The sequence below is a fragment of the Mycolicibacterium doricum genome (assembly GCF_010728155.1).
In the GTDB taxonomy this organism is placed as follows: Bacteria; Actinomycetota; Actinomycetes; order Mycobacteriales; family Mycobacteriaceae; genus Mycobacterium; species Mycobacterium doricum.
The window spans coordinates 795,979-813,484 of the sequence record NZ_AP022605.1; the positions used below are offsets into that span (position 1 = coordinate 795,979).

At 69.0% G+C, this 17,506-nt stretch carries 18 protein-coding genes and 1 pseudogene; 7 read left to right on the top strand and 12 right to left on the bottom strand.

Annotated elements, in window-relative coordinates; translation table 11 throughout:
• Positions 1-82: 82 nt before the first annotated feature.
• Positions 83-1,267: an agmatinase family protein gene (locus G6N07_RS04005; protein ID WP_085187159.1), complete on the top strand. Its 1,185-nt coding sequence runs from the start codon at positions 83-85 to the stop codon at positions 1,265-1,267.
• A gap of 92 nt (positions 1,268-1,359) precedes the next feature.
• Here G6N07_RS04005 and G6N07_RS04010 read toward each other — a convergent pair whose 3' ends face one another.
• The 4 genes and pseudogenes from G6N07_RS04010 to G6N07_RS04030 form a co-directional block, all read right to left on the bottom strand.
• On the bottom strand, positions 1,360-2,589 hold the full coding sequence (locus G6N07_RS04010) for a D-alanyl-D-alanine carboxypeptidase family protein (protein ID WP_085187124.1): 1,230 nt from the start codon (positions 2,587-2,589) through the stop codon (positions 1,360-1,362).
• 96 nt (positions 2,590-2,685) lie between these two features.
• The gene (locus G6N07_RS04015; protein WP_085187156.1) at positions 2,686-3,693 is read right to left on the bottom strand and encodes an SMP-30/gluconolactonase/LRE family protein; all 1,008 of its coding nucleotides are present in this window, start codon (positions 3,691-3,693) and stop codon (positions 2,686-2,688) included.
• Between the two features lie 201 nt (positions 3,694-3,894).
• Positions 3,895-4,410: pseudogene (locus tag G6N07_RS04025) on the bottom strand (aminotransferase class III-fold pyridoxal phosphate-dependent enzyme); the annotation flags it as partial.
• Positions 4,407-4,928, bottom strand: a complete 522-nt coding sequence (locus tag G6N07_RS04030; protein WP_085187121.1) for an Lrp/AsnC family transcriptional regulator — start codon at positions 4,926-4,928, stop codon at positions 4,407-4,409. The pseudogene G6N07_RS04025 and the gene G6N07_RS04030, both read right to left, overlap by 4 nt.
• 281 nt (positions 4,929-5,209) lie before the next feature.
• Here G6N07_RS04030 and G6N07_RS04035 point away from each other — a divergent pair, with 281 nt between their 5' ends.
• On the top strand, positions 5,210-5,602 hold the full coding sequence (locus G6N07_RS04035; RefSeq protein ID WP_085187118.1) for a hypothetical protein: 393 nt from the start codon (positions 5,210-5,212) through the stop codon (positions 5,600-5,602).
• Between the two features lie 108 nt (positions 5,603-5,710).
• The gene (locus G6N07_RS04040; protein ID WP_085187115.1) at positions 5,711-6,877 is read left to right on the top strand and encodes an AI-2E family transporter; all 1,167 of its coding nucleotides are present in this window, start codon (positions 5,711-5,713) and stop codon (positions 6,875-6,877) included.
• 5 nt (positions 6,878-6,882) lie between these two features.
• Here the strand turns inward: G6N07_RS04040 and G6N07_RS04045 are convergent, their stop codons facing one another.
• The 4 genes from G6N07_RS04045 to sdhC all read right to left on the bottom strand — a co-directional run bounded on the left by G6N07_RS04045 (position 6,883) and on the right by sdhC (position 10,518).
• Complete coding sequence (locus tag G6N07_RS04045; RefSeq protein ID WP_085187113.1) at positions 6,883-7,671, bottom strand: succinate dehydrogenase iron-sulfur subunit; 789 nt, start codon at positions 7,669-7,671, stop codon at positions 6,883-6,885.
• 91 nt (positions 7,672-7,762) lie between these two features.
• Positions 7,763-9,556, bottom strand: a complete 1,794-nt coding sequence (gene sdhA / locus G6N07_RS04050; protein ID WP_085187110.1) for a succinate dehydrogenase flavoprotein subunit — start codon at positions 9,554-9,556, stop codon at positions 7,763-7,765.
• A 13-nt stretch (positions 9,557-9,569) separates the two neighbouring features.
• On the bottom strand, positions 9,570-10,046 hold the full coding sequence (locus tag G6N07_RS04055) for a succinate dehydrogenase hydrophobic membrane anchor subunit (protein ID WP_085187108.1): 477 nt from the start codon (positions 10,044-10,046) through the stop codon (positions 9,570-9,572).
• 43 nt (positions 10,047-10,089) lie between these two features.
• The gene (gene sdhC, locus G6N07_RS04060; protein ID WP_085187105.1) at positions 10,090-10,518 is read right to left on the bottom strand and encodes a succinate dehydrogenase, cytochrome b556 subunit; all 429 of its coding nucleotides are present in this window, start codon (positions 10,516-10,518) and stop codon (positions 10,090-10,092) included.
• Between the two features lie 230 nt (positions 10,519-10,748).
• On the opposite strand from sdhC, the gene G6N07_RS04065 reads away from it, so the two are divergent.
• The 3 genes from G6N07_RS04065 to G6N07_RS04075 are packed head-to-tail and all read left to right on the top strand — an operon-like array spanning position 10,749 to position 13,680.
• Positions 10,749-11,177 (top strand): cytidine deaminase, encoded by a 429-nt coding sequence (locus G6N07_RS04065; protein WP_085187153.1) that lies wholly within the window; start codon positions 10,749-10,751, stop codon positions 11,175-11,177.
• Complete coding sequence (locus G6N07_RS04070) at positions 11,174-12,565, top strand: thymidine phosphorylase (protein ID WP_085187103.1); 1,392 nt, start codon at positions 11,174-11,176, stop codon at positions 12,563-12,565. The genes G6N07_RS04065 and G6N07_RS04070 overlap by 4 nt, the downstream gene beginning before the upstream one ends.
• 26 nt (positions 12,566-12,591) lie before the next feature.
• Positions 12,592-13,680, top strand: coding sequence for an adenosine deaminase (locus G6N07_RS04075; RefSeq protein WP_085187150.1), 1,089 nt, complete (start codon positions 12,592-12,594; stop codon positions 13,678-13,680).
• A 147-nt stretch (positions 13,681-13,827) separates the two neighbouring features.
• Here G6N07_RS04075 and satS read toward each other — a convergent pair whose 3' ends face one another.
• Genes satS through G6N07_RS04095 form a run of 4 tightly spaced genes read right to left on the bottom strand, consistent with a single transcriptional unit; the run spans position 13,828 to position 16,804 of the window.
• Complete coding sequence (satS, locus tag G6N07_RS04080; protein ID WP_085187100.1) at positions 13,828-15,099, bottom strand: protein export chaperone SatS; 1,272 nt, start codon at positions 15,097-15,099, stop codon at positions 13,828-13,830.
• A 10-nt stretch (positions 15,100-15,109) separates the two neighbouring features.
• Entirely contained in the window at positions 15,110-15,460 is a 351-nt protein-coding gene (locus tag G6N07_RS04085) for a YbaB/EbfC family nucleoid-associated protein (protein ID WP_085187097.1), read from the bottom strand.
• Positions 15,417-16,508, bottom strand: a complete 1,092-nt coding sequence (locus G6N07_RS04090; RefSeq protein ID WP_085187094.1) for a C40 family peptidase — start codon at positions 16,506-16,508, stop codon at positions 15,417-15,419. The genes G6N07_RS04085 and G6N07_RS04090 overlap by 44 nt, the downstream gene beginning before the upstream one ends.
• 2 nt (positions 16,509-16,510) lie before the next feature.
• Complete coding sequence (locus G6N07_RS04095) at positions 16,511-16,804, bottom strand: hypothetical protein (protein ID WP_085187091.1); 294 nt, start codon at positions 16,802-16,804, stop codon at positions 16,511-16,513.
• A gap of 75 nt (positions 16,805-16,879) precedes the next feature.
• On the opposite strand from G6N07_RS04095, the gene upp reads away from it, so the two are divergent.
• Entirely contained in the window at positions 16,880-17,503 is a 624-nt protein-coding gene (gene upp / locus G6N07_RS04100) for a uracil phosphoribosyltransferase (protein ID WP_085187089.1), read from the top strand.
• Positions 17,504-17,506: the final 3 nt, after the last annotated feature.

Sequence of the window (17,506 nt, forward strand, 5' to 3'; positions counted from 1 at the left end):
AGCGTGAGCCACCGTCGAGAGGAGCCCCATCGTGTCCGACAAGGACGACCCGGAGACGCATGCCCACCAGCCGGGCGGACCGGTGCACCGCCACCGGCACGGCGGCACCCCCCATTCGCACAGTGACGGGTTCGCCGCAAGCCAGGGCCGATGGGCTCAGGAGGCCGAGGCGCTCATCTCGCTGCATCGCCACGAGGAGGAAATACAGCGAGGTCTGGCCTTCGGCCTGCAGGGCTCGCCCACCCTGGTGGACCGAACCATACCCACGTTCTCCCGCGGCGAGCTGCCGCACTTCGCCGGGGAGCGGGGTACCTTCCTGAACTGCCCGTACCTCGAGGACGTCAACGAGGTCACCGACGCGGAGGTGGCGATCTTCGGCGCCCCCCTGGACTCCGGCGCCACCTATCGGCCCGGCGCCCGCTTCGGCCCGCAGGGCATCCGCCGCTCGACCAATCTGTTCGGCACTTACTGCTACGAACTGGGCGTCGATCTGCGCGAACAGCTCAACATGGTGGACATCGGTGACGTGTTCACCATTCCCGGCAATCTGGAGAAGTCGTTCGACCAGATCAGCCAGGCGATCTCGCACGTCTACAGCCGGGGTGTGTTCCCCGTCGTGCTGGGCGGCGACCACTCCATCGGCTATCCCACCATCCGCGGCATCGCGCCCCACGTCGACGGCAACATCGGGATCATCCACTTCGACCGTCACGTCGACACCCAGGAGACCGATCTCGACGAGCGCATGCACACTACCCCCTGGTTCCACGCGACCAACATCGGCAACGCTCCTGCGACGAATCTCGTGCAGGTCGGCATCGGCGGATGGCAGGCACCGCGCGCCGGCGTCAAGGTGGGCCGAGAACGGGGAACCACCGTCATCTCGATCGGGGACATCGAGAGGGTTGGTCTGGAGAAGGTCGTCGAGTTGGCGCTCGAGACAGCGTGGAAGGGTGCCAAGGCGGTGTACCTGTCGTTCGACATCGACGTCATCGACGCCGGTTTCGTGCCGGGCACCGGCTGGCCGGAGCCGGGTGGGCTGTTGCCGCGCGAGGCGATCAACCTGGTTCGGATGATCTCCGCGGAGGGACTCGCGGGCCTGGAGGTGGTCGAGTGCGCCCCTCCCTATGACTGGGCCGAACAGACCGCGCTGATCAGTTCGCGGATCGTGCTCGACAGCCTCGCGGTCATGGTGGCCGAGGGAAAGCTCGGCAAGCGCGCGGCCAAGCAGGACAGGCACGCCTGGGGGCCGCAAACCGACTTGTGACCCACCCAATCGCCGGACGTTAGCGTCCACAGATGCCGGTGATCAAGCTCTCGACGCCGAGGGGCTGCGGCGCGGCTGGATGTGACCGTCAGTCACTGCGGGCGCCGGTTGAGCGAACGGGCCGCCATGATCAGCGCGAACACGATGATGCTGCCGATCACGCCCACACCGACTCGCACGGGCATGGCGTCGGCGGCGGGCAGCACCGCGGCCGCCTGCGCCGCTGCCTCGGTCTCCGCGGTGTCCAGGGTGCGGTCGAGGGACGGATCGGGTTCGATCAGCGAGCCCACCTTGGTGCCCTGCGGCAGGCCGAAGCCGTAATCGAGCAGGCGGGCGGCCTGCTCCCACGGCGCGATCGGTTGCCGGGTGCCGCGCAGCAGCACCGCCACCAGGCGGCGGCCGTCGCGCTCGGCGCCTCCGACGAAGGTCTGCCCGGCGTCGTCGGTGAAGCCCGTCTTACCGCCCAGCGCACCCGGATAGTTGTAGAGCAGCTTGACGTCGTTCTCGATCGGGTACGCCGGGTTGCCGTCGCGGCCCGGGAAGTCGTACGTGCGGGTCGCGACGATCTCGGCGAACGTCGGGTTGCGCCAGGCATATCGGTAGAACAGCGCGATGTCGTAGGCCGAGGTGCTCATGCCTGGGCCGTCGAGGCCGGACGGAGTGGCCACGCGGGTGTCGCGGCCGCCGAGTTTGCCTGCCAGCCCGTTGAGCTTGAGCAGCGCAGTGTCCATGCCGCCGAGTTGGCGGGCCAAGGCGTGGGCGGCGTCGTTGCCCGAGTACATCAGCAGCCCATGCAGCAGATCGTTGACCGTGTAGAGGCCGCCGACGTCGACACCGACGCTGGTGCCCTCGGCCGCGGCGTCCTCGGCGGTGCCCGGCACGGCCTTGGCCAGGTTGAGTTCCTCGAGCGACTGGATCGCGGTCAGCACCTTGATAACGCTGGCCGGGCGGTGCCTGCCGTGCGGATCGCGTGCGGCGATCACGTCACCGCTGTCCATGTCGGCGACCAGCCACGCCTCGGCGGACACGTCGCCGGGCGCGGGCGGGGCGCCCGGGGCGGTGATGATGCCGCAGTCGGACAACGCCTCACCGCCGAGCGTGGTGGCGGGCACCGGCAGTGCGAGGGGCGGATCCTGCCCGGGCTTGGGCACCTCGGAGGCGTCGACAGCGGGCGGCGTCGTCACGCGGTACGGGCACGTCGTGGATTCCGGTGCGGGCTGTGCGCCGGCACCGGGCGCGGCGACCATTGCGGGCGCGATCAGCACCGCAACCGCCGCGGTCAGCGCGGCGGCGCGCGTCGAGAGGGTCGGTGTGCTCGCCATCACCGCGCACACTAGGTGATTTTCGCGGGCGCCCCGCGGAGGCACGCTGTGACGGATGTGATTTGCTGTCGACTGCTGCCGTGTCGCGGTGAAACGTCAGAGCACGACGTCGGCGAGGTCGACCGACGCCAGCGCCGACGCCCCGATGCACGCCAGCCAGAGCCGCCCACCCGACTCGACCAGCCCGGTGACCTTCGCGAAGTCCGGGTGATTGGTGCGCAGTCCGGCGACGACGTCGCCGCTGTCCGGGTCGAACGCGACCGCCCACACCTCCGGCGCGATCTGCGGCGCCAACCGGTCGGGCAGCAGCCAGAGCAGGTGGCGCAGCACCGGCGCCCGCGGCGCGAGCCAGTCGGCGGTCGGGTTCGGCGTCGACACCATCGCCACCCAGAGCCGCCCGTCGGCGCCGGTGGACATGTTGTCGGGGTGGCCGGGCAGATACTGCACGAACGGGGTGATGGTGCCGGCCTGTGGACCGCTCAGCCAGTACTTCGACAGCCGCCGGCCCAGCGTCTCGGCGAACACGAGCGCCGACCCGTCGGCGGTGACGGTCACGCCGTTGGTGAAGTACAGCCCGTCGGCCAGCGTGGTGACCGTGCCGTCGGGATCGCGGCGGAACAGGCTGCCGCGGCCACGCGACTCCAGCACCGCACCATTGAAGTGCTCGTAGGTGAACGCGCTGGTCGACTCGGTGAAAAAGATTGTGCCGTCGACTGTTTGGGTGACATTCGAGCAGAACTGCAGGTGCCGCCCAGAGATGCTCTCGACCAGCGGCTCCACCGCGCCGGTGTCCTGTTCGAGCGCCAGCAACCCGCGCGGGCTGTCACAGATCAGCAGCCGGCCGTCGCGGGCAACCGCCAGTCCGAGCGGCCGTCCTCCGGTGTTCGCGACCACGGTGGCGTCCCGACCGTCGGGATCCAGCCGCAGGATGCGGCCGTCGTCCACACCGGTCCACAACTGCCCGGACGCGTCGACGACGACGTCTTCAGGGGCGTGGCCGGGCACCGGTACGACGGTCACCGCCGGCGCGGGCAGCGCCGCCAGCTGTTCGATGGGCGGGGGCTGCCAGCGGACCGGTTCGATCGGCGGTTTGCGGCGTGGCATCAGCGGCGGCACACCGCTGACGCTACGCCGCCGATCCTGCTGTCATATCGCCTTTCCGTACGGATCGGTGGTCTCCCAGCAGGCTCGGCGTGATCGCGTCAAAGCCGGCGAGCCGCCTCGCTGAGCACGCCCTGCAGGACGTCGTAGATCGCGTCGAACTCTGGTTGCCCGCTGATCAGCGGCGGGGCCGGCTGGACCACCGGCCTTGAAGGCCGGGACGCCGGTGATCGCCAGGGCCCCTGCGGGGTGCCGTGATAGGCGATCACGCGCGAGACCACCTTGTGCTTACCGGGTTTACCGGTCAGCTTGAAGTACTGCTTGGCCAGCTTCCACGCACTCTCTACCGCCTCGCCGCCACCGGTGGTGAAGAAGACCCGGTTCAGATCTCCCGGCGCGTGGTTGGCGATGCGCTCGGCCAGTTCGATCCGCCGGGCGGGGTGGCGTACGACCAGAGCGGGAAGAACGACAGGGTCTCGGCCTGTTTGGCCGCCGCCTCGGCGAATTCCTTGCGGCCGTGGCCCACCTGGACCACGAACAGCCCGACAGTCCGTCGATGTAGCTGCGACCCTTGTCGTCCCAAATCCGCACGCCCTCACCGCGGGTGATGATCGGCGGCGTGATCCCCTCGCCGTGGCGGGCGAAATATCCCCACAGGTGGCCGTTGGCTTTCGCCCCCGGTTCGGTCCCGACGGGTTCTGTGATCTGGGACTGCGTCATCGTGTTCCCCAATTGTATTGTTGCTTGACCAGCTTCAGATATAGCAACGTCTCCGTGGACACCACTCCAGGGAGCGGGCGGATTCTCGTGTTCAGCAGGTCGAGAAGGTCGTCGTCGTCCTCGCAGACCACTTCGACGATGGCGTCGAAGGAGCCGGCGGTGAGCACCACGTAGTCGACGGACGGGATGGCCGCCAGCTTCTCGGCGATCTTCGTCGTGTCGCCGGTGCAGCGGATGCCGATCATCGCCTGCCGGGCAAACCCGAGTTGCATCGGATCGGTCACCGCGACGATCTGCATGACCCCGGCGTCGACCAGGCGCTGGACGCGCTGGCGTACCGCGGCCTCCGACAGGCCGACCGCCTTGCCGATCCCCGCGTACGATCGCCGGCCGTCCTGCTGCAGCTTCTCGATGATCGCCTTGGAGAGCTCGTCGAGTTGGAAGTACGCGCCTGGGCGGGACCGGCTCACGCGCAGCGACACCGGTTGGCTGTTCTGCTCTCCGTCGGCGTTGGCCATACGTGGCATTCTGCACGGAATTCGTCGCCTGCGGCAACCAGATCTATGCAATCGTTCGTTCAGAACGGTGACGGTATGCGGGATGCGTAGCAGAGGTGATGTGGGTCCGATCGCGTTGAACCCCATATCGCCGCCGTCGCCGACAAGGGAGTGGCACCGCACGTTTTCACGAAGCGGTAGTCAGCAGTCGAGGTGACGATCCGGTGAGCGACGATAAGCTATAGACGAGTCAATATCGAGTCGGGGCGATCCGGGTCTTCCACGCAGACAAGGAGTCGCACATGACAGTGAAGAGAGTCGTCGCGGGAGGCGTCGTCGCAGGCGCCCTGACCGCGGCGGCATTGGGTGCCGGGGTGGCTCCGGTCGGCGCAGACCCGGGCTGGAAGCCCGACAAGGACCGCCACGACCAGTGGGTGGACCGGGGATGGAACGACCACGACCGCGGCTGGCGTGGCGACGACCGGGACTGGGACAAATGGTGGCGTGACAACAAGTGGCGCAACGACGATCGGCCCCCGTGGGGCGGGGGACCGCCTCCGCCGTTGCACTGGCGCGGCCATCCGCCGGAGTTCATCGACTACTGGGGCTACCGAGTCAGCCCGATCTGGGATCCGGGCTTCCGGTCCTGGGGATTCTGGATGTTCGGGGTGTTCGTCCCGGTAGTCGTCATCTAAAGCACCAACCGACCCTGCAGTCGCCCTCTTCCCGCGGGGCAGAGGGCGATTCTGTCTCTGATGGCAGAAGGGTTGAGTGCCGGGGCCATCGACGGGTAATGAAGGGGGGTGCAGGAGCGGACGAGTACGGACCCCAATCGCGGGGCGGTCTACGGTGCCCATCTTCGGGCCGGTGCGGTGGTGGCGGTGCAGTTCATCGCGGTCGCCGCCGCGCTGTGGGTGCTGGCATGGGTGGTGGGCAGGGCATGGGTGATTCTGCTCCCGGTGCTGCTGGCGCTGATCGTGTGCACGGTGCTGTGGCCACCGGTGCGCTGGCTGCGCGGAAAGGGGCTGCCTGCGGCGGCGGCCGTCCTGCTGACGCTGGTCCTCGCTGTCATGGTGCTGAGCGGTGTGGTCGCCGCGGTGGCGCCGGCGATCGTCGAGCAGTCCACCGAGCTGGCACAGCAGGCCACCGCCGGTGTCGTTCAGGTACGCGACTGGCTCGGCGGTCCGCCGCTGAACATCAGTGAGGCGCAACTCGATTCGGCGGTCGACGCGATCACCGATCGGTTGAACCAGAGCAGCGCACAGATCGCGTCGGGGGTTTTCACCGGTGTGGGCGCCGCGACGTCCACGCTGGTCACCGCGTTCACCGCCGTCGTGGTCACCTTCTTCCTGCTCAAGGACGGGCCGCGGTTCATTCCGTGGCTGCGCCGTACCGTCGGGGAACCGGCGGCACCGCATGTCGCCGAGGTCCTCGAGCGTGTCTGGTCGACCCTCGGCGGTTTCATCCGCACGCAGGCGCTGGTCAGCCTGGTCGACGCGGTGCTCATCGGAGCCGGTCTGGTCATCCTCGGCATACCGCTTGCGTACGCCCTCGCGATCATCACTTTCATCGGCGGGTTCGTGCCGTTCGTCGGCGCGTTCGTCGCCGGTGGGCTGGCCGTACTGGTCGCGCTGGTGTCGAACGGTCCGGTGGACGCGCTGATCGTGCTGGGGATCATTCTCGCGGTACAGCAGCTGGAAGGCAACGTGCTGCAGCCGTGGCTGCAGTCCAAGGCGATGAAGCTGCACGCGGTGATCGTCCTGCTGGCCGTGACACTGGGCGGCTCGACCTTCGGTGTCGTCGGCGCGTTCCTGGCGGTCCCGGTGGCGGCCGCGGCGGCGGTGATCATCCGCTACTACGACGAGCAGGTGGGTGAGCGGACCGGTGAGAACCCACCTCCCGAAGGGCCCGAGGACGCCCCGGACACCAGCATCGACGCGAGCGGCGACGTCCGCAAGAGCGAGGCGTAGCGGTCCTAACGCGCGAACATCAGCGCGCGCTTGACCTCCTGGATCGCCTGGGTGATCTGGATGCCACGCGGGCAGGCCTCGGTACAGTTGAAGGTCGTGCGGCAGCGCCACACCCCGTCGGCGTCATTGAGGATGTCGAGGCGCTCGGCCGCACCCTCGTCACGGCTGTCGAAGATGAACCGGTGGGCGTTGACGATTGCGGCCGGGCCGACATACGAACCCTCGGTCCAGTAGATCGGGCAGCTGGTGGTGCACGCCGCGCACAGGATGCACTTGGTGGTGTCGTCGTAACGCGCGCGGTCGACCTGGCTCTGAATGCGTTCCTTGGTCGGTGGGTTACCGCTGGTCATCAGGTACGGCTTCACTGCGCGGTAGGCGTCGAAGAACGGCTCCATGTCGACAACGAGGTCCTTCTCCACGGGTAGGCCGCGGATCGGCTCAATCGTGATGGTCAGCTGCTTCGTCGGATTCTTCGGCAGCATGTCGCGCATCAGCACCTTGCAGGCCAGCCGGTTGACCCCGTTGATCCGCATCGCGTCGGACCCGCACACGCCGTGCGCGCACGACCGGCGGAACGTCAGCGTGCCGTCGAGGTACCACTTCACGTAGTGGAGCAGGTTGAGCAGCCGGTCGGTGGGCAGACACGGAACCCGGAAGCTCTGGAAGCCGCCTGAATCCGAGTACGCGTCAGGATCCTCCGGGTTGAACCGAGCGATCTTGAGTGTCACCATCACCGCGCCCTGGGGCACCGGCGGTGTGGTGGCTTCGTCCTGGGTGATTGCTGGTGCGCTCATCGGCCCTCGCTCTTCGCGCAAGCGCTCATCGGGTCCTCGCTCTTCACGCAAGCGCTCATCGGGTCCTCGCTCTTCGCGCAAGCGCTCATCGTCAGTACTTCCGTTCCATCGGCTCGTAGCGGGTCTGCACCACGGGCTTGTAGTCCAGGCGGATGTCGGAGAGCAGGTCGGTGGCTCGGTTTGTCCCCCCGGTCGCTTCGCTCGCACCTCCTGGAACCTTGTAGGCCATGGTGTGGCGCATGTAGTTGGTGTCGTCGCGGTTGGGGTAGTCCTCGCGGGCGTGGCCGCCGCGGGACTCCTTGCGGTTGAGCGCACCGACGACGGTGACCTCGGCCAGCTCCAGCAGGAAGCCCAGCTCGATGGCCTCAAGCAGGTCGCTGTTGTAGCGTTTCCCCTTGTCTTGCACGATGATTCGCGAGTACCGCTCCTTGAGGGCGTGGATGTCGGTCAACGCCTGCTTGAGCGTCTCCTCGGTCCGGAACACCGCTGCGTTGTTGTCCATCGACTGCTGCAGCGCACCGCGGATGTCGGCGACGCGCTCGTTGCCGTGCTCGGAGAGGATGTCGCCGACCCAGTTGACCACCATCTCGGCGGGCCGCTCCGGCATGTCGACGAAGTCGTGGCCGAGCGCGTAATTCGCCGCGGCGATACCGGCGCGGCGGCCGAACACGTTGATGTCGAGCAGCGAGTTGGTGCCCAGCCGGTTGGCGCCGTGCACCGACACGCAAGCGCACTCGCCTGCGGCGTAGAGGCCCGGCACGATCGTGGTGTTGTCGCGCAGCACCTGCCCGTGGACGGTGGTCGGGATGCCACCCATGACGTAGTGGCACGTCGGGTAGACCGGCACGAGTTCCTTGACCGGGTCGACTCCGAGATAGGTGCGGGCGAACTCGGTGATGTCGGGCAGTTTCGCCTCGAGCACGTCCTCGCCGAGGTGGCGCACGTCGATGTAGACGTAGTCCTTGTTCGGCCCGGCGCCGCGGCCCTCGAGCACCTCGAGCACCATCGAGCGGGCGACGATGTCGCGCGGCGCGAGGTCGACGATCGTCGGGGCGTAGCGCTCCATGAACCGTTCGCCGTCGCCGTTGAGCAGGCGGCCCCCCTCGCCGCGCACGGCCTCGGAGATGAGGATGCCGAGGCCGGCCAGGCCCGTCGGGTGGAACTGGTGGAACTCCATGTCCTCCAGCGGCAGACCCTTGCGGAAGACGATGCCCAGTCCGTCACCGGTCAGCGTGTGGGCGTTGGACGTGGTCTTGTACATCCGGCCCGAACCACCGGTCGCGAACACGACCGCCTTGGCGTGGAACACGTGGATGTCGCCGGTCGCCAGCTCGTAGGCGATCACACCGGTGGCCACGGGGCCACCGGGGGTCTCGGTCAGCGAGATGTCCAGGGCGTAGAACTCGTTGAAGAACTCGACGTCGTGCTTGACGCAGTTCTGGTACAGCGTCTGCAAGATCATGTGGCCGGTGCGGTCGGCGGCGTAGCATGCCCGGCGCACCGGGGCCTTGCCGTGGTCGCGGGTGTGCCCGCCGAAGCGGCGTTGATCGATGCGCCCCTCGGGGGTGCGGTTGAACGGCATCCCCATCTTCTCCAGGTCGAGCACCGCGTCGATGGCTTCCTTGCACATGACCTCGACGGCGTCCTGGTCGGCGAGGTAGTCGCCGCCCTTGACGGTGTCGAAGGTGTGCCACTCCCAGTTGTCCTCTTCGACGTTGGCCAGCGCGGCGCACATGCCGCCCTGGGCCGCGCCGGTGTGGCTGCGGGTCGGGTAGAGCTTGGTCAGCACTGCGGTGCGGGCGCGGGGTCCTGCCTCGACCGCGGCGCGCATACCCGCGCCTCCGGCCCCGACGATGACCACGTCGTAGCGATGTTCGATCAACATGTGAGCCGAGTCCTTAGGAGATGTTCGGGTCGAACGTCAACAGCACGTAGGTGCCGAGGACGAGGATGAAGATCATCGACAGCGCCAGCAGCGAGTTCAGCCAGAACCGTGTGGAGTCCTTGCGGGCGTAGTCGGCGATGATCACGCGCAGGCCGTTGCCGCCGTGGAGCTGGGCCAGCCACAGCAGCAGCAGGTCCCACGTCTGCCAGAACGGCGAGGACCACCGCTGCGCGACGTAGTTGAAGTCGATGCGGTACACACCGTCTTCCCACATCAGCATGACGAACAGGTGGCCCAGCGCCAGGAACACCAAGACCAGCCCGGAGAACCGCATGAACAGCCATGTGTACTTCTCGAAGTTCGGCATACCGGTGGCGCGTTTGGGTGCGCGCGGGTTGTCCAGGCTGGGGGGCCGGTCGTGGCTGCGCTGCAGTACCGGCGCAGGTCCGCCGCGGTCACCGATGTGGTCGTACGGGTTCTCCGCGATCACTTCAACGCTCCCCCGGTCGCTGCGCTCCTGCCCTCGGGGGTGCTCATAGGAAACGCTCCGCCATGTGCATGCCGATCACGCCCAGCGACGCGATCATGACTGTGATGAACACGCCCGCCACGACCCACAGCATCTGCCGCTGGTAGCGCGCGCCCTTGGACCAGAAGTCGATCAGGATGACGCGGATGCCGTTGAGTGCGTGGTAGAGCACCGCGGCGACCAGGCCGATCTCCATCAGGCCGATGATCGGCGTCTTGTACGTCTCGATGACGGCGTTGTAGGCATCGGGGCTGACCCGCACCAGCGCCGTGTCGACGACGTGGACGAACAGGAAGAAGAAGATGGTCGCACCGGAGATACGGTGCAGCACCCAGGACCACATCCCTGGGTCGCCGCGGTAGAGGGTGCGGCGGCGGGGTGGTTTGGATCGTGGCGACGGAACGTCGGTATCCGCCGTTGTCGCAGTACTCATCGGTCCTCCAACGCCATCGATGGACGCTTGGGGCGGGTACGAGAACCTCTGCTGGCCTGAACCACTGCCCCAAACCTCGGGGCGACTCTAATCCCCTTTGTACTGCCGAACGAACTAGCGTGTTGCCATACGCCCCGCTCAGAGGACTGAAGTTGGGGCGCCTATCCGTTGCGCGGGGTCGTCCGGCGTCGTCTTCGGAATCCATTCAGAGGCAGGGTGAAGGAGTGGACATGTCTTCCGGAATCAACTGGGAAGCGTTGCGCCGCAAGGCCGTTAACGCCGCATCGCAGGCGTATGCGCCCTACTCGGGCTTCCCGGTCGGGGCGGCCGCGCTGGTCGACGATGACCGGATGATCACCGGAAGCAATGTGGAAAATGTCTCATATGGCCTGGGTCTCTGTGCCGAGTGCAGTGTGGTCTGCGCCCTGTTCTCCAGCGGCGGCGGACGGCTCGTCGCGCTGTCCTGTGTGGGACGCGACGCGGAGGTCCTGATGCCGTGTGGGAGGTGCCGCCAGGTGTTGCTTGAACACGGCGGACCCGGATTGCTCATCGACCATCCGCTCGGCCCGCGACCGCTGGGCGAGCTGCTGCCCGACGCGTTCGGACCCGACGACCTGGCGCGGACTCACCGGTCACCGGCCACCGAGGAGAAGCCATGACGCACGTCACGTTCGACGCGCGCAGCGCGTGGTCGCGACCCGACGCGCGCAGCGCGTGGTCGCGTCTCGACGCTCCGACGGTCATCCGGACCAAGCGTGACGGCGGCGTGCTCTCCGAGGCGGCGATCGACTGGGTGATCGACGCGTACACCCGCGGACAGGTGGCCGAGGAGCAGATGTCGGCCCTGCTGATGGCGATCTTCCTGCGGGGGATGACGGGCCAGGAGATCGCCCGCTGGACCGCGGCCATGGTCGCCTCGGGGGAACGGTTCGACTTCACCGATCTACGCCGTGACTGCGACGGCCGACCGCTCGCGCTGGTGGACAAGCACTCCACCGGCGGCGTCGGTGACAAGATCACCATCCCGCTGGTGCCGGTGGTGATGGCCTGCGGCGGTGCGGTGCCGCAGGCCGCCGGTCGCGGGCTCGGCCACACCGGGGGCACCCTCGACAAACTCGAAGCCATCCCGGGGTTCTCTGCCGAGTTGACGAAAAGCCAGATCGGCCGACAACTTCGGGAGATCGGTGCGGCGATCTTCGCCGCGGGTGAGCTCGCCCCGGCGGATCGCAAGATCTACGCACTGCGCGACGTCACCGCCACCACCGAATCGTTGCCGTTGATCGCCAGCTCGGTGATGAGCAAGAAGATCGCCGAGGGCGCGCGGGCGCTGGTGCTCGACACCAAGGTGGGCTCCGGCGCCTTCCTGCCCACCGAGGCCGAGGCCCGGGAACTCGCCCGCACGATGGTCGAGTTGGGCCATGCGCACGGTCTGGTGACCCGCGCGCTGCTGACCGACATGTCGGTGCCGCTCGGTCGCGCCGTCGGCAACGCGATCGAGGTGGTCGAATCGCTGGAGGTGCTCGCCGGCGGCGGGCCCGATGATGTGGTGCAGCTGACGCTGGCGCTGGCGGCCGAGATGCTCGACGCCGCCGGTCTCGACGCCAAGGACCCCGCCGAGACGCTGCGTGACGGCACCGCCATGGACTGCTTCCGTGCGCTCGTCGCGGCCCAGGGCGGCGACCTCACGGTCCTGTCTGTCGAACCGGCCACCGGCGCGTTGCCCATCGGTGTGCACTCCGACACCATCACGGCACCGCGTGGTGGCACCATGGGTGACATCGACGCGATGGCGGTGGGTCTGGCGGTGTGGCGACTCGGCGCGGGCCGCTCGGCCCCCGGTGAGCGGGTGCAGTCCGGCGCCGGGATCCGCATACACCGTCGTCCCGGTGAGCCGGTGCAAGCGGGCGACCCCGTGTTCACCCTCTACACCGACACCCCGGCCAGGGTCGGGCCCGCTCGCTCCGAACTCGAGGGCGCATGGGCCGTGGGGGAGAGCGCCCCGCCGGTGCGTCCGCTGATCATCGATCGGATCGCGGCGACGGTCTGACGAGGGAACGTGAGGAGGACGTGCCGATGACGACGCCGCTGACGCTGGAGAACATCCGCCAAGCGCCCAAGGCGCTGCTGCACGATCACCTCGACGGCGGTCTGCGACCGTCGACGGTGCTCGACCTGGCCGGGCAGTACGGCTACGACGATCTACCCGCCCATGACATCGACGGGTTGGCGACGTTCTTCCGCACTGCCGCCCACAGCGGTTCGCTGGTGCGTTACCTCGAGCCGTTCGCCCACACCGTCGGGGTGATGCAGACGCCGGAGGCGCTGCACCGAGTGGCGTTCGAATGCGTCGAGGATCTCGCCGACGACAACGTCGTCTACGCCGAGGTGCGGTTCGCCCCGGAGCTGCACATCGAGGCCGGGATGAACCTGGACGCGGTCGTCGACGCCGTGCTGACCGGATTCGCCGACGGGGAGAAGGCCGCCGCCAGTGCGGGCCGCACGATCACGGTGCGATGCCTGGTCACCGCGATGCGCCACGCCGCCCGCTCGCAGGAGATCGCCGAACTGGCCATCCGGTTCCGCGACCGGGGCGTCGTCGGGTTCGACATCGCCGGCGCGGAGGCGGGCTATCCGCCCACCCGCCACCTCGACGCGTTCGAGTACATGCGAGGCAACAACGCCCGCTTCACGATTCACGCCGGCGAGGCGTTCGGCCTGCCGTCCATCCATGAGGCCATCGCCTTCTGCGGCGCCGACCGGCTGGGCCACGGGGTCCGCATCGTCGACGACATCACCGTCGCGCCCGACGGCGAGGTGAAACTGGGCAGGCTGGCCGCGATCCTGCGCGACAAGCGCATCCCGCTGGAGCTGTGCCCGAGCTCCAACGTGCAGACCGGCGCGGTCCCCAGCATCGCCGAGCACCCGTTCGACCTGCTGGCCCGCACCAGGTTCCGGGTGACGGTCAACACCGACAACCGGCTGATGAGCGACACCACGATGAGCCAGGAGATGCTGCGGCTGGTCGAGGCGTTCGGCTACGGCTGGAGCGATCTGGCGCGGTTCACCATCAATGCCATGAAGTCGTCGTTCATCCCATTTGACCAGCGGCTGGCGCTGATCGACGACGTCATCAAACCCCGTTACGCGGTGCTGCTCGGGTAAGCGGGCGGTCGCCGACGTGAGCGACGACGAGGAGCACCGGCCGCGGCCGCCGCCCTGACTCAGCTCCGTCTGGTCTTCACCGCCGGTCTGTTCTTCACCGCCGTCGACGAACAGTTCGCTGCCGGTGGTGAAGCTGCTCCGGGGAGGTCACTCCTGGCGTAGGCGGGACTCTACGAAGGCCTCCAGCGCTTCCCACTGCTGGACCGCCTCGGCGTAGGGAGGCTCGGGGCGGTCGGCGGCGTCCGGGTCGAGCGCATGGGTGACGAACGACCCGAGCGCGGTGCCGGGGTCCAGTGTCTTCTCGACGGTGTTGTCCTCGGCGTACCGGCCGACATCGCGCAGCAGTTCGAGTGCCAGCCCGAGTTGGTCGCCGTCGATCGTGTCGGGGCCGTCGGCGATGTCATCGGCCAGGCCGCTGAGCACATAGACGTTCTCGTCGATCACGTCGACTTCGAGGGAGCCGTCGGTGGCCGCGGTGCGGATGTCGTCGTAGGTCGCCAGGTCCGACAGGTCGTGGTCGTGCTCATCGGCCAGATAGCGGGCCAGCGCGCGCTCGGAGCCGAACACACTGATGCGCCCGTTGCGGCCGAGGAACACCGGCTCGTCGTCGAGGTAACAGCGCAGCGTGTAGAACGTGCCTGACCGGGTCATCAGCCGCACCGGGTCGATGCCGACCTTGAGCCAGAAATCCTCGTCGCTGCCGAGTACCGCCGCGGCCGCGGGTGATTGGAGCGCATCGGCCTCCGTGGCGGCCGGTTCGGCCTCCTCGTGCTCCTCGGCGGTGGCTGCCGCGTCGGTCTCGTCCTCTTCAGGTTCGGGCGCTGGCGCTTCGAGTTCGGCGGCCGCCTTCTGCGATGCCGCCGCGTCGACGTCGGGGGTGGTGACGATCTCGTCGATCGCGTCGAGGACGCCGTCCCAGCTGCGGGCGATCACCGCCTCGATGTCAGCCCAGCGCTTGCGACCGCTGCGGCCCTTGAACGCCTCGGCGCCACCGCCCACCGAACCGAGCTGCGGGTTTCCGTTGAAGAATTTCGTCACCGCGGGCAGATCGCACACCGAACCGATCGACGATGCGATCGCGAGCGTGCGGTGTAGGGTGTCGACGACTGTCTCGCTGGCCTTCTCGGCCGCCGCCTCCGGCACGCCGACGAGGTCGTATTCGCGGTCCTCGGCCGGCTTGAGCCGGTGCGCCGACGCCTCGGTCAGCTTCTCCCAGGCCGGATGGTCGGTGAGGTCGTGGTCGGTGTTGGTCCGCACGAAAGCCACCAGATCGGCCACCGACCCGAAGGCATAGAGGTCGTCGTCCTTGCCGAGAAAGGCCTCCCATTCGTCACCGGCGTCCCGCCAACGCGGAGCCCACAGTGTGTACAGGTCGCCCTTGGTCAGCCCGAGCCGAACCGGCACGATGTCAGCAGCCATGCGGCACAGCCTAACGACCGAGGTCTGCCACCACGTCGCCGAGCACCGCCTGCCGGTGTGCGGACGCCTTGCGAGCCGCCGCCTGCGTCGTCTCGACGACCAACGCCGCGATGCGCGCCGCCGGCATCCGGATGACCGCCTCGGCGAATGCGACGGAGACCAACCGGCCGTGGCCGTCGACCGCCACCTCGACGACACCGTCGGCCGAGCGCGCCCGCCCCCCTGACGCCGCCAGTGCTTCGAGCGCCTCGTCCAGTACGGCCAGCCGGCGGCGGGCGCGGTGCAGGGCGACCTCGACCGCGGTGTCGGCAGAGACGTCAGGCGGTCGGTCGCCAGAAACCCTGAAACCCCTGTCCCGCATTCGTCGTCCGGACTGCCGAGAGTTTGACCGGATCGCCCGCCTCCACCATCACACCCTCGCCGACGATCATCGCGACGTGGCCGTCCCACACCGCGAGGTCGCCCGGCCGCAGCGAACCGGCGTCGACGGCGGCGCCGACGTCCTGCTCCTGCGCCAGCCGGGGGAGGTCGAGCCCGGCCTCACGGTAGGCCCACTGCGTCAGGCCGCTGCAGTCCAGCCCGACACCCGGGGTGGTGCCGCCCCACTGGTACGGCACGCCGAGCTGGGTCAGCGCGTTACGCACCGCGCCTGCGGCCACCGCGTTCGGCGCGGTGGCGGTGCTGCCGTCGGGCAACCGCACCGCCACGCCATCGCCGAACATCCCGGGGTCCGGCCGTGGTGACACCTCCCACCGCGAGGCCGCCTCCGCCGGTGAGGCTCTCGAGGCCAGCGACGCCAGGGAGGCCATCGGGGCCGCCGCGCCGAGTGCGCCCGGCGCACCCCCACCGAAGCCGCCGGGAACGATCGGCGCCGACGCAATCCCCGGTGCCGCGCCCGGTGCCGCAGCGGTTCCGGTGAGCGCACCCGCCTGGCCGTCGAGTTCGGCGCGCAACTGCTCGACGATGGCGACGGCGTCGCGCAGGGCGCGTTGCCCCTCACTGAGCAGTTCCTCGGCGACGCCCGGAGTGTCCAGCTGAGATTCGAGCACGCCCGCCCGAGCCTCGAAGCGTTCGACGATGTCCTGCAGGCGGGCAGCGGCCCGGGCGACGGCAGCGCCCGCTTCCCGGGTGCTCACGGTCAGTCGGCCGGTACGGTCGGCCAACTCTGCGACCGCTGCGGTGGTGGCCGCGGCGTACGCACCCGCACTGTCGGCGCCCGCGCCCGACCAGTTCTCGCCGGTGCGTTGCCACGTCGTGGGTGCGGCGGTCGACAGCCCGGCCAGCGCATCGCGCACCCTGGCGAGCGCGGCGGCAGGCGCGCCACCGGAACCGTCCGGCCAGCCGGGGCCGACGAGCGAGCGCACCTCGTGTAGCGGTGCGGACAGCGCTTCCACCAGCGTGCTGGGCACGGTCAGCTCCCGAGCAGTGCGGCGGCGCGGAGCTGCGCCTCGTCATAGGCCGCCGCCGAAGATCGGGCGGCCGCCGATCCTCCGGCGAAGCTCTCCGCTAGGGCGGCGGCCTCGGCGGATCCGGCGGCGGCCGCATCGGAGAGCGCGGTGAGGAATCGCGCGCCGACCGGGCCAAGCGACGGCGCCGCGGTCGTGACCGGGACGGCGGCCAGCTCGGCCGCCGCGGCGGCGAGGTCGGCGGAGTGTGCGGTGTCGGTGCGGGCCAGCGCGCGGATGGCCTCGGTGTCGGCAAGCATGCGATTAGGACGTCGTGGACGGCGGTGCGGTTCCGTCGCCGGGCGAAATGGGCGGTTCCCGCTAAGGTCGGCGCCATGGATGTGCGCGTCGTCGACCACCCGCTGGCGGCGGCGCGGCTGACCACGCTGCGCGACCAGGCCACCGACAACGCGGCATTCCGTTCGGCGCTGCGCGATCTCACGCTGATGCTGGTGTACGAGGCCACCCGCGACGCCCCCCGCGAGGAAGTCCAGGTACGCACACCGCTGGCGGTGACCAATGGGTCTCGGCTGGCGCGTCCGCCGCTGCTGGTCCCGGTCCTGCGGGCCGGGCTGGGGATGGTCGACCAGGCGCACGCGTTGATCCCCGAGGCGCGGGTGGGGTTCGTCGGCGTGGCCCGCAACGAGGAAACCCACGAGCCGACGCCGTATCTGGAGTCGCTGCCCGCCGATCTGAGCACCCAGCCGGTGTTCGTGCTCGACCCGATGCTCGCCACCGGCGGGTCGCTCGCCCACACCGTCGGTCTGTTGCAGGCGCGCGGGGCCGTCGACATCACCGCCATCTGTGTGGTGGTCGCGCCGGAGGGCATCGCCACCCTGCAGCGTGCCGCCCCGGACATGCGGTTGTTCACCGCGACGATAGACGATTGCCTCGACGAGGCCGCCTACATCGTTCCCGGGCTCGGGGATGCGGGGGACCGGCAGTTCGGCCCGCGCTGAACG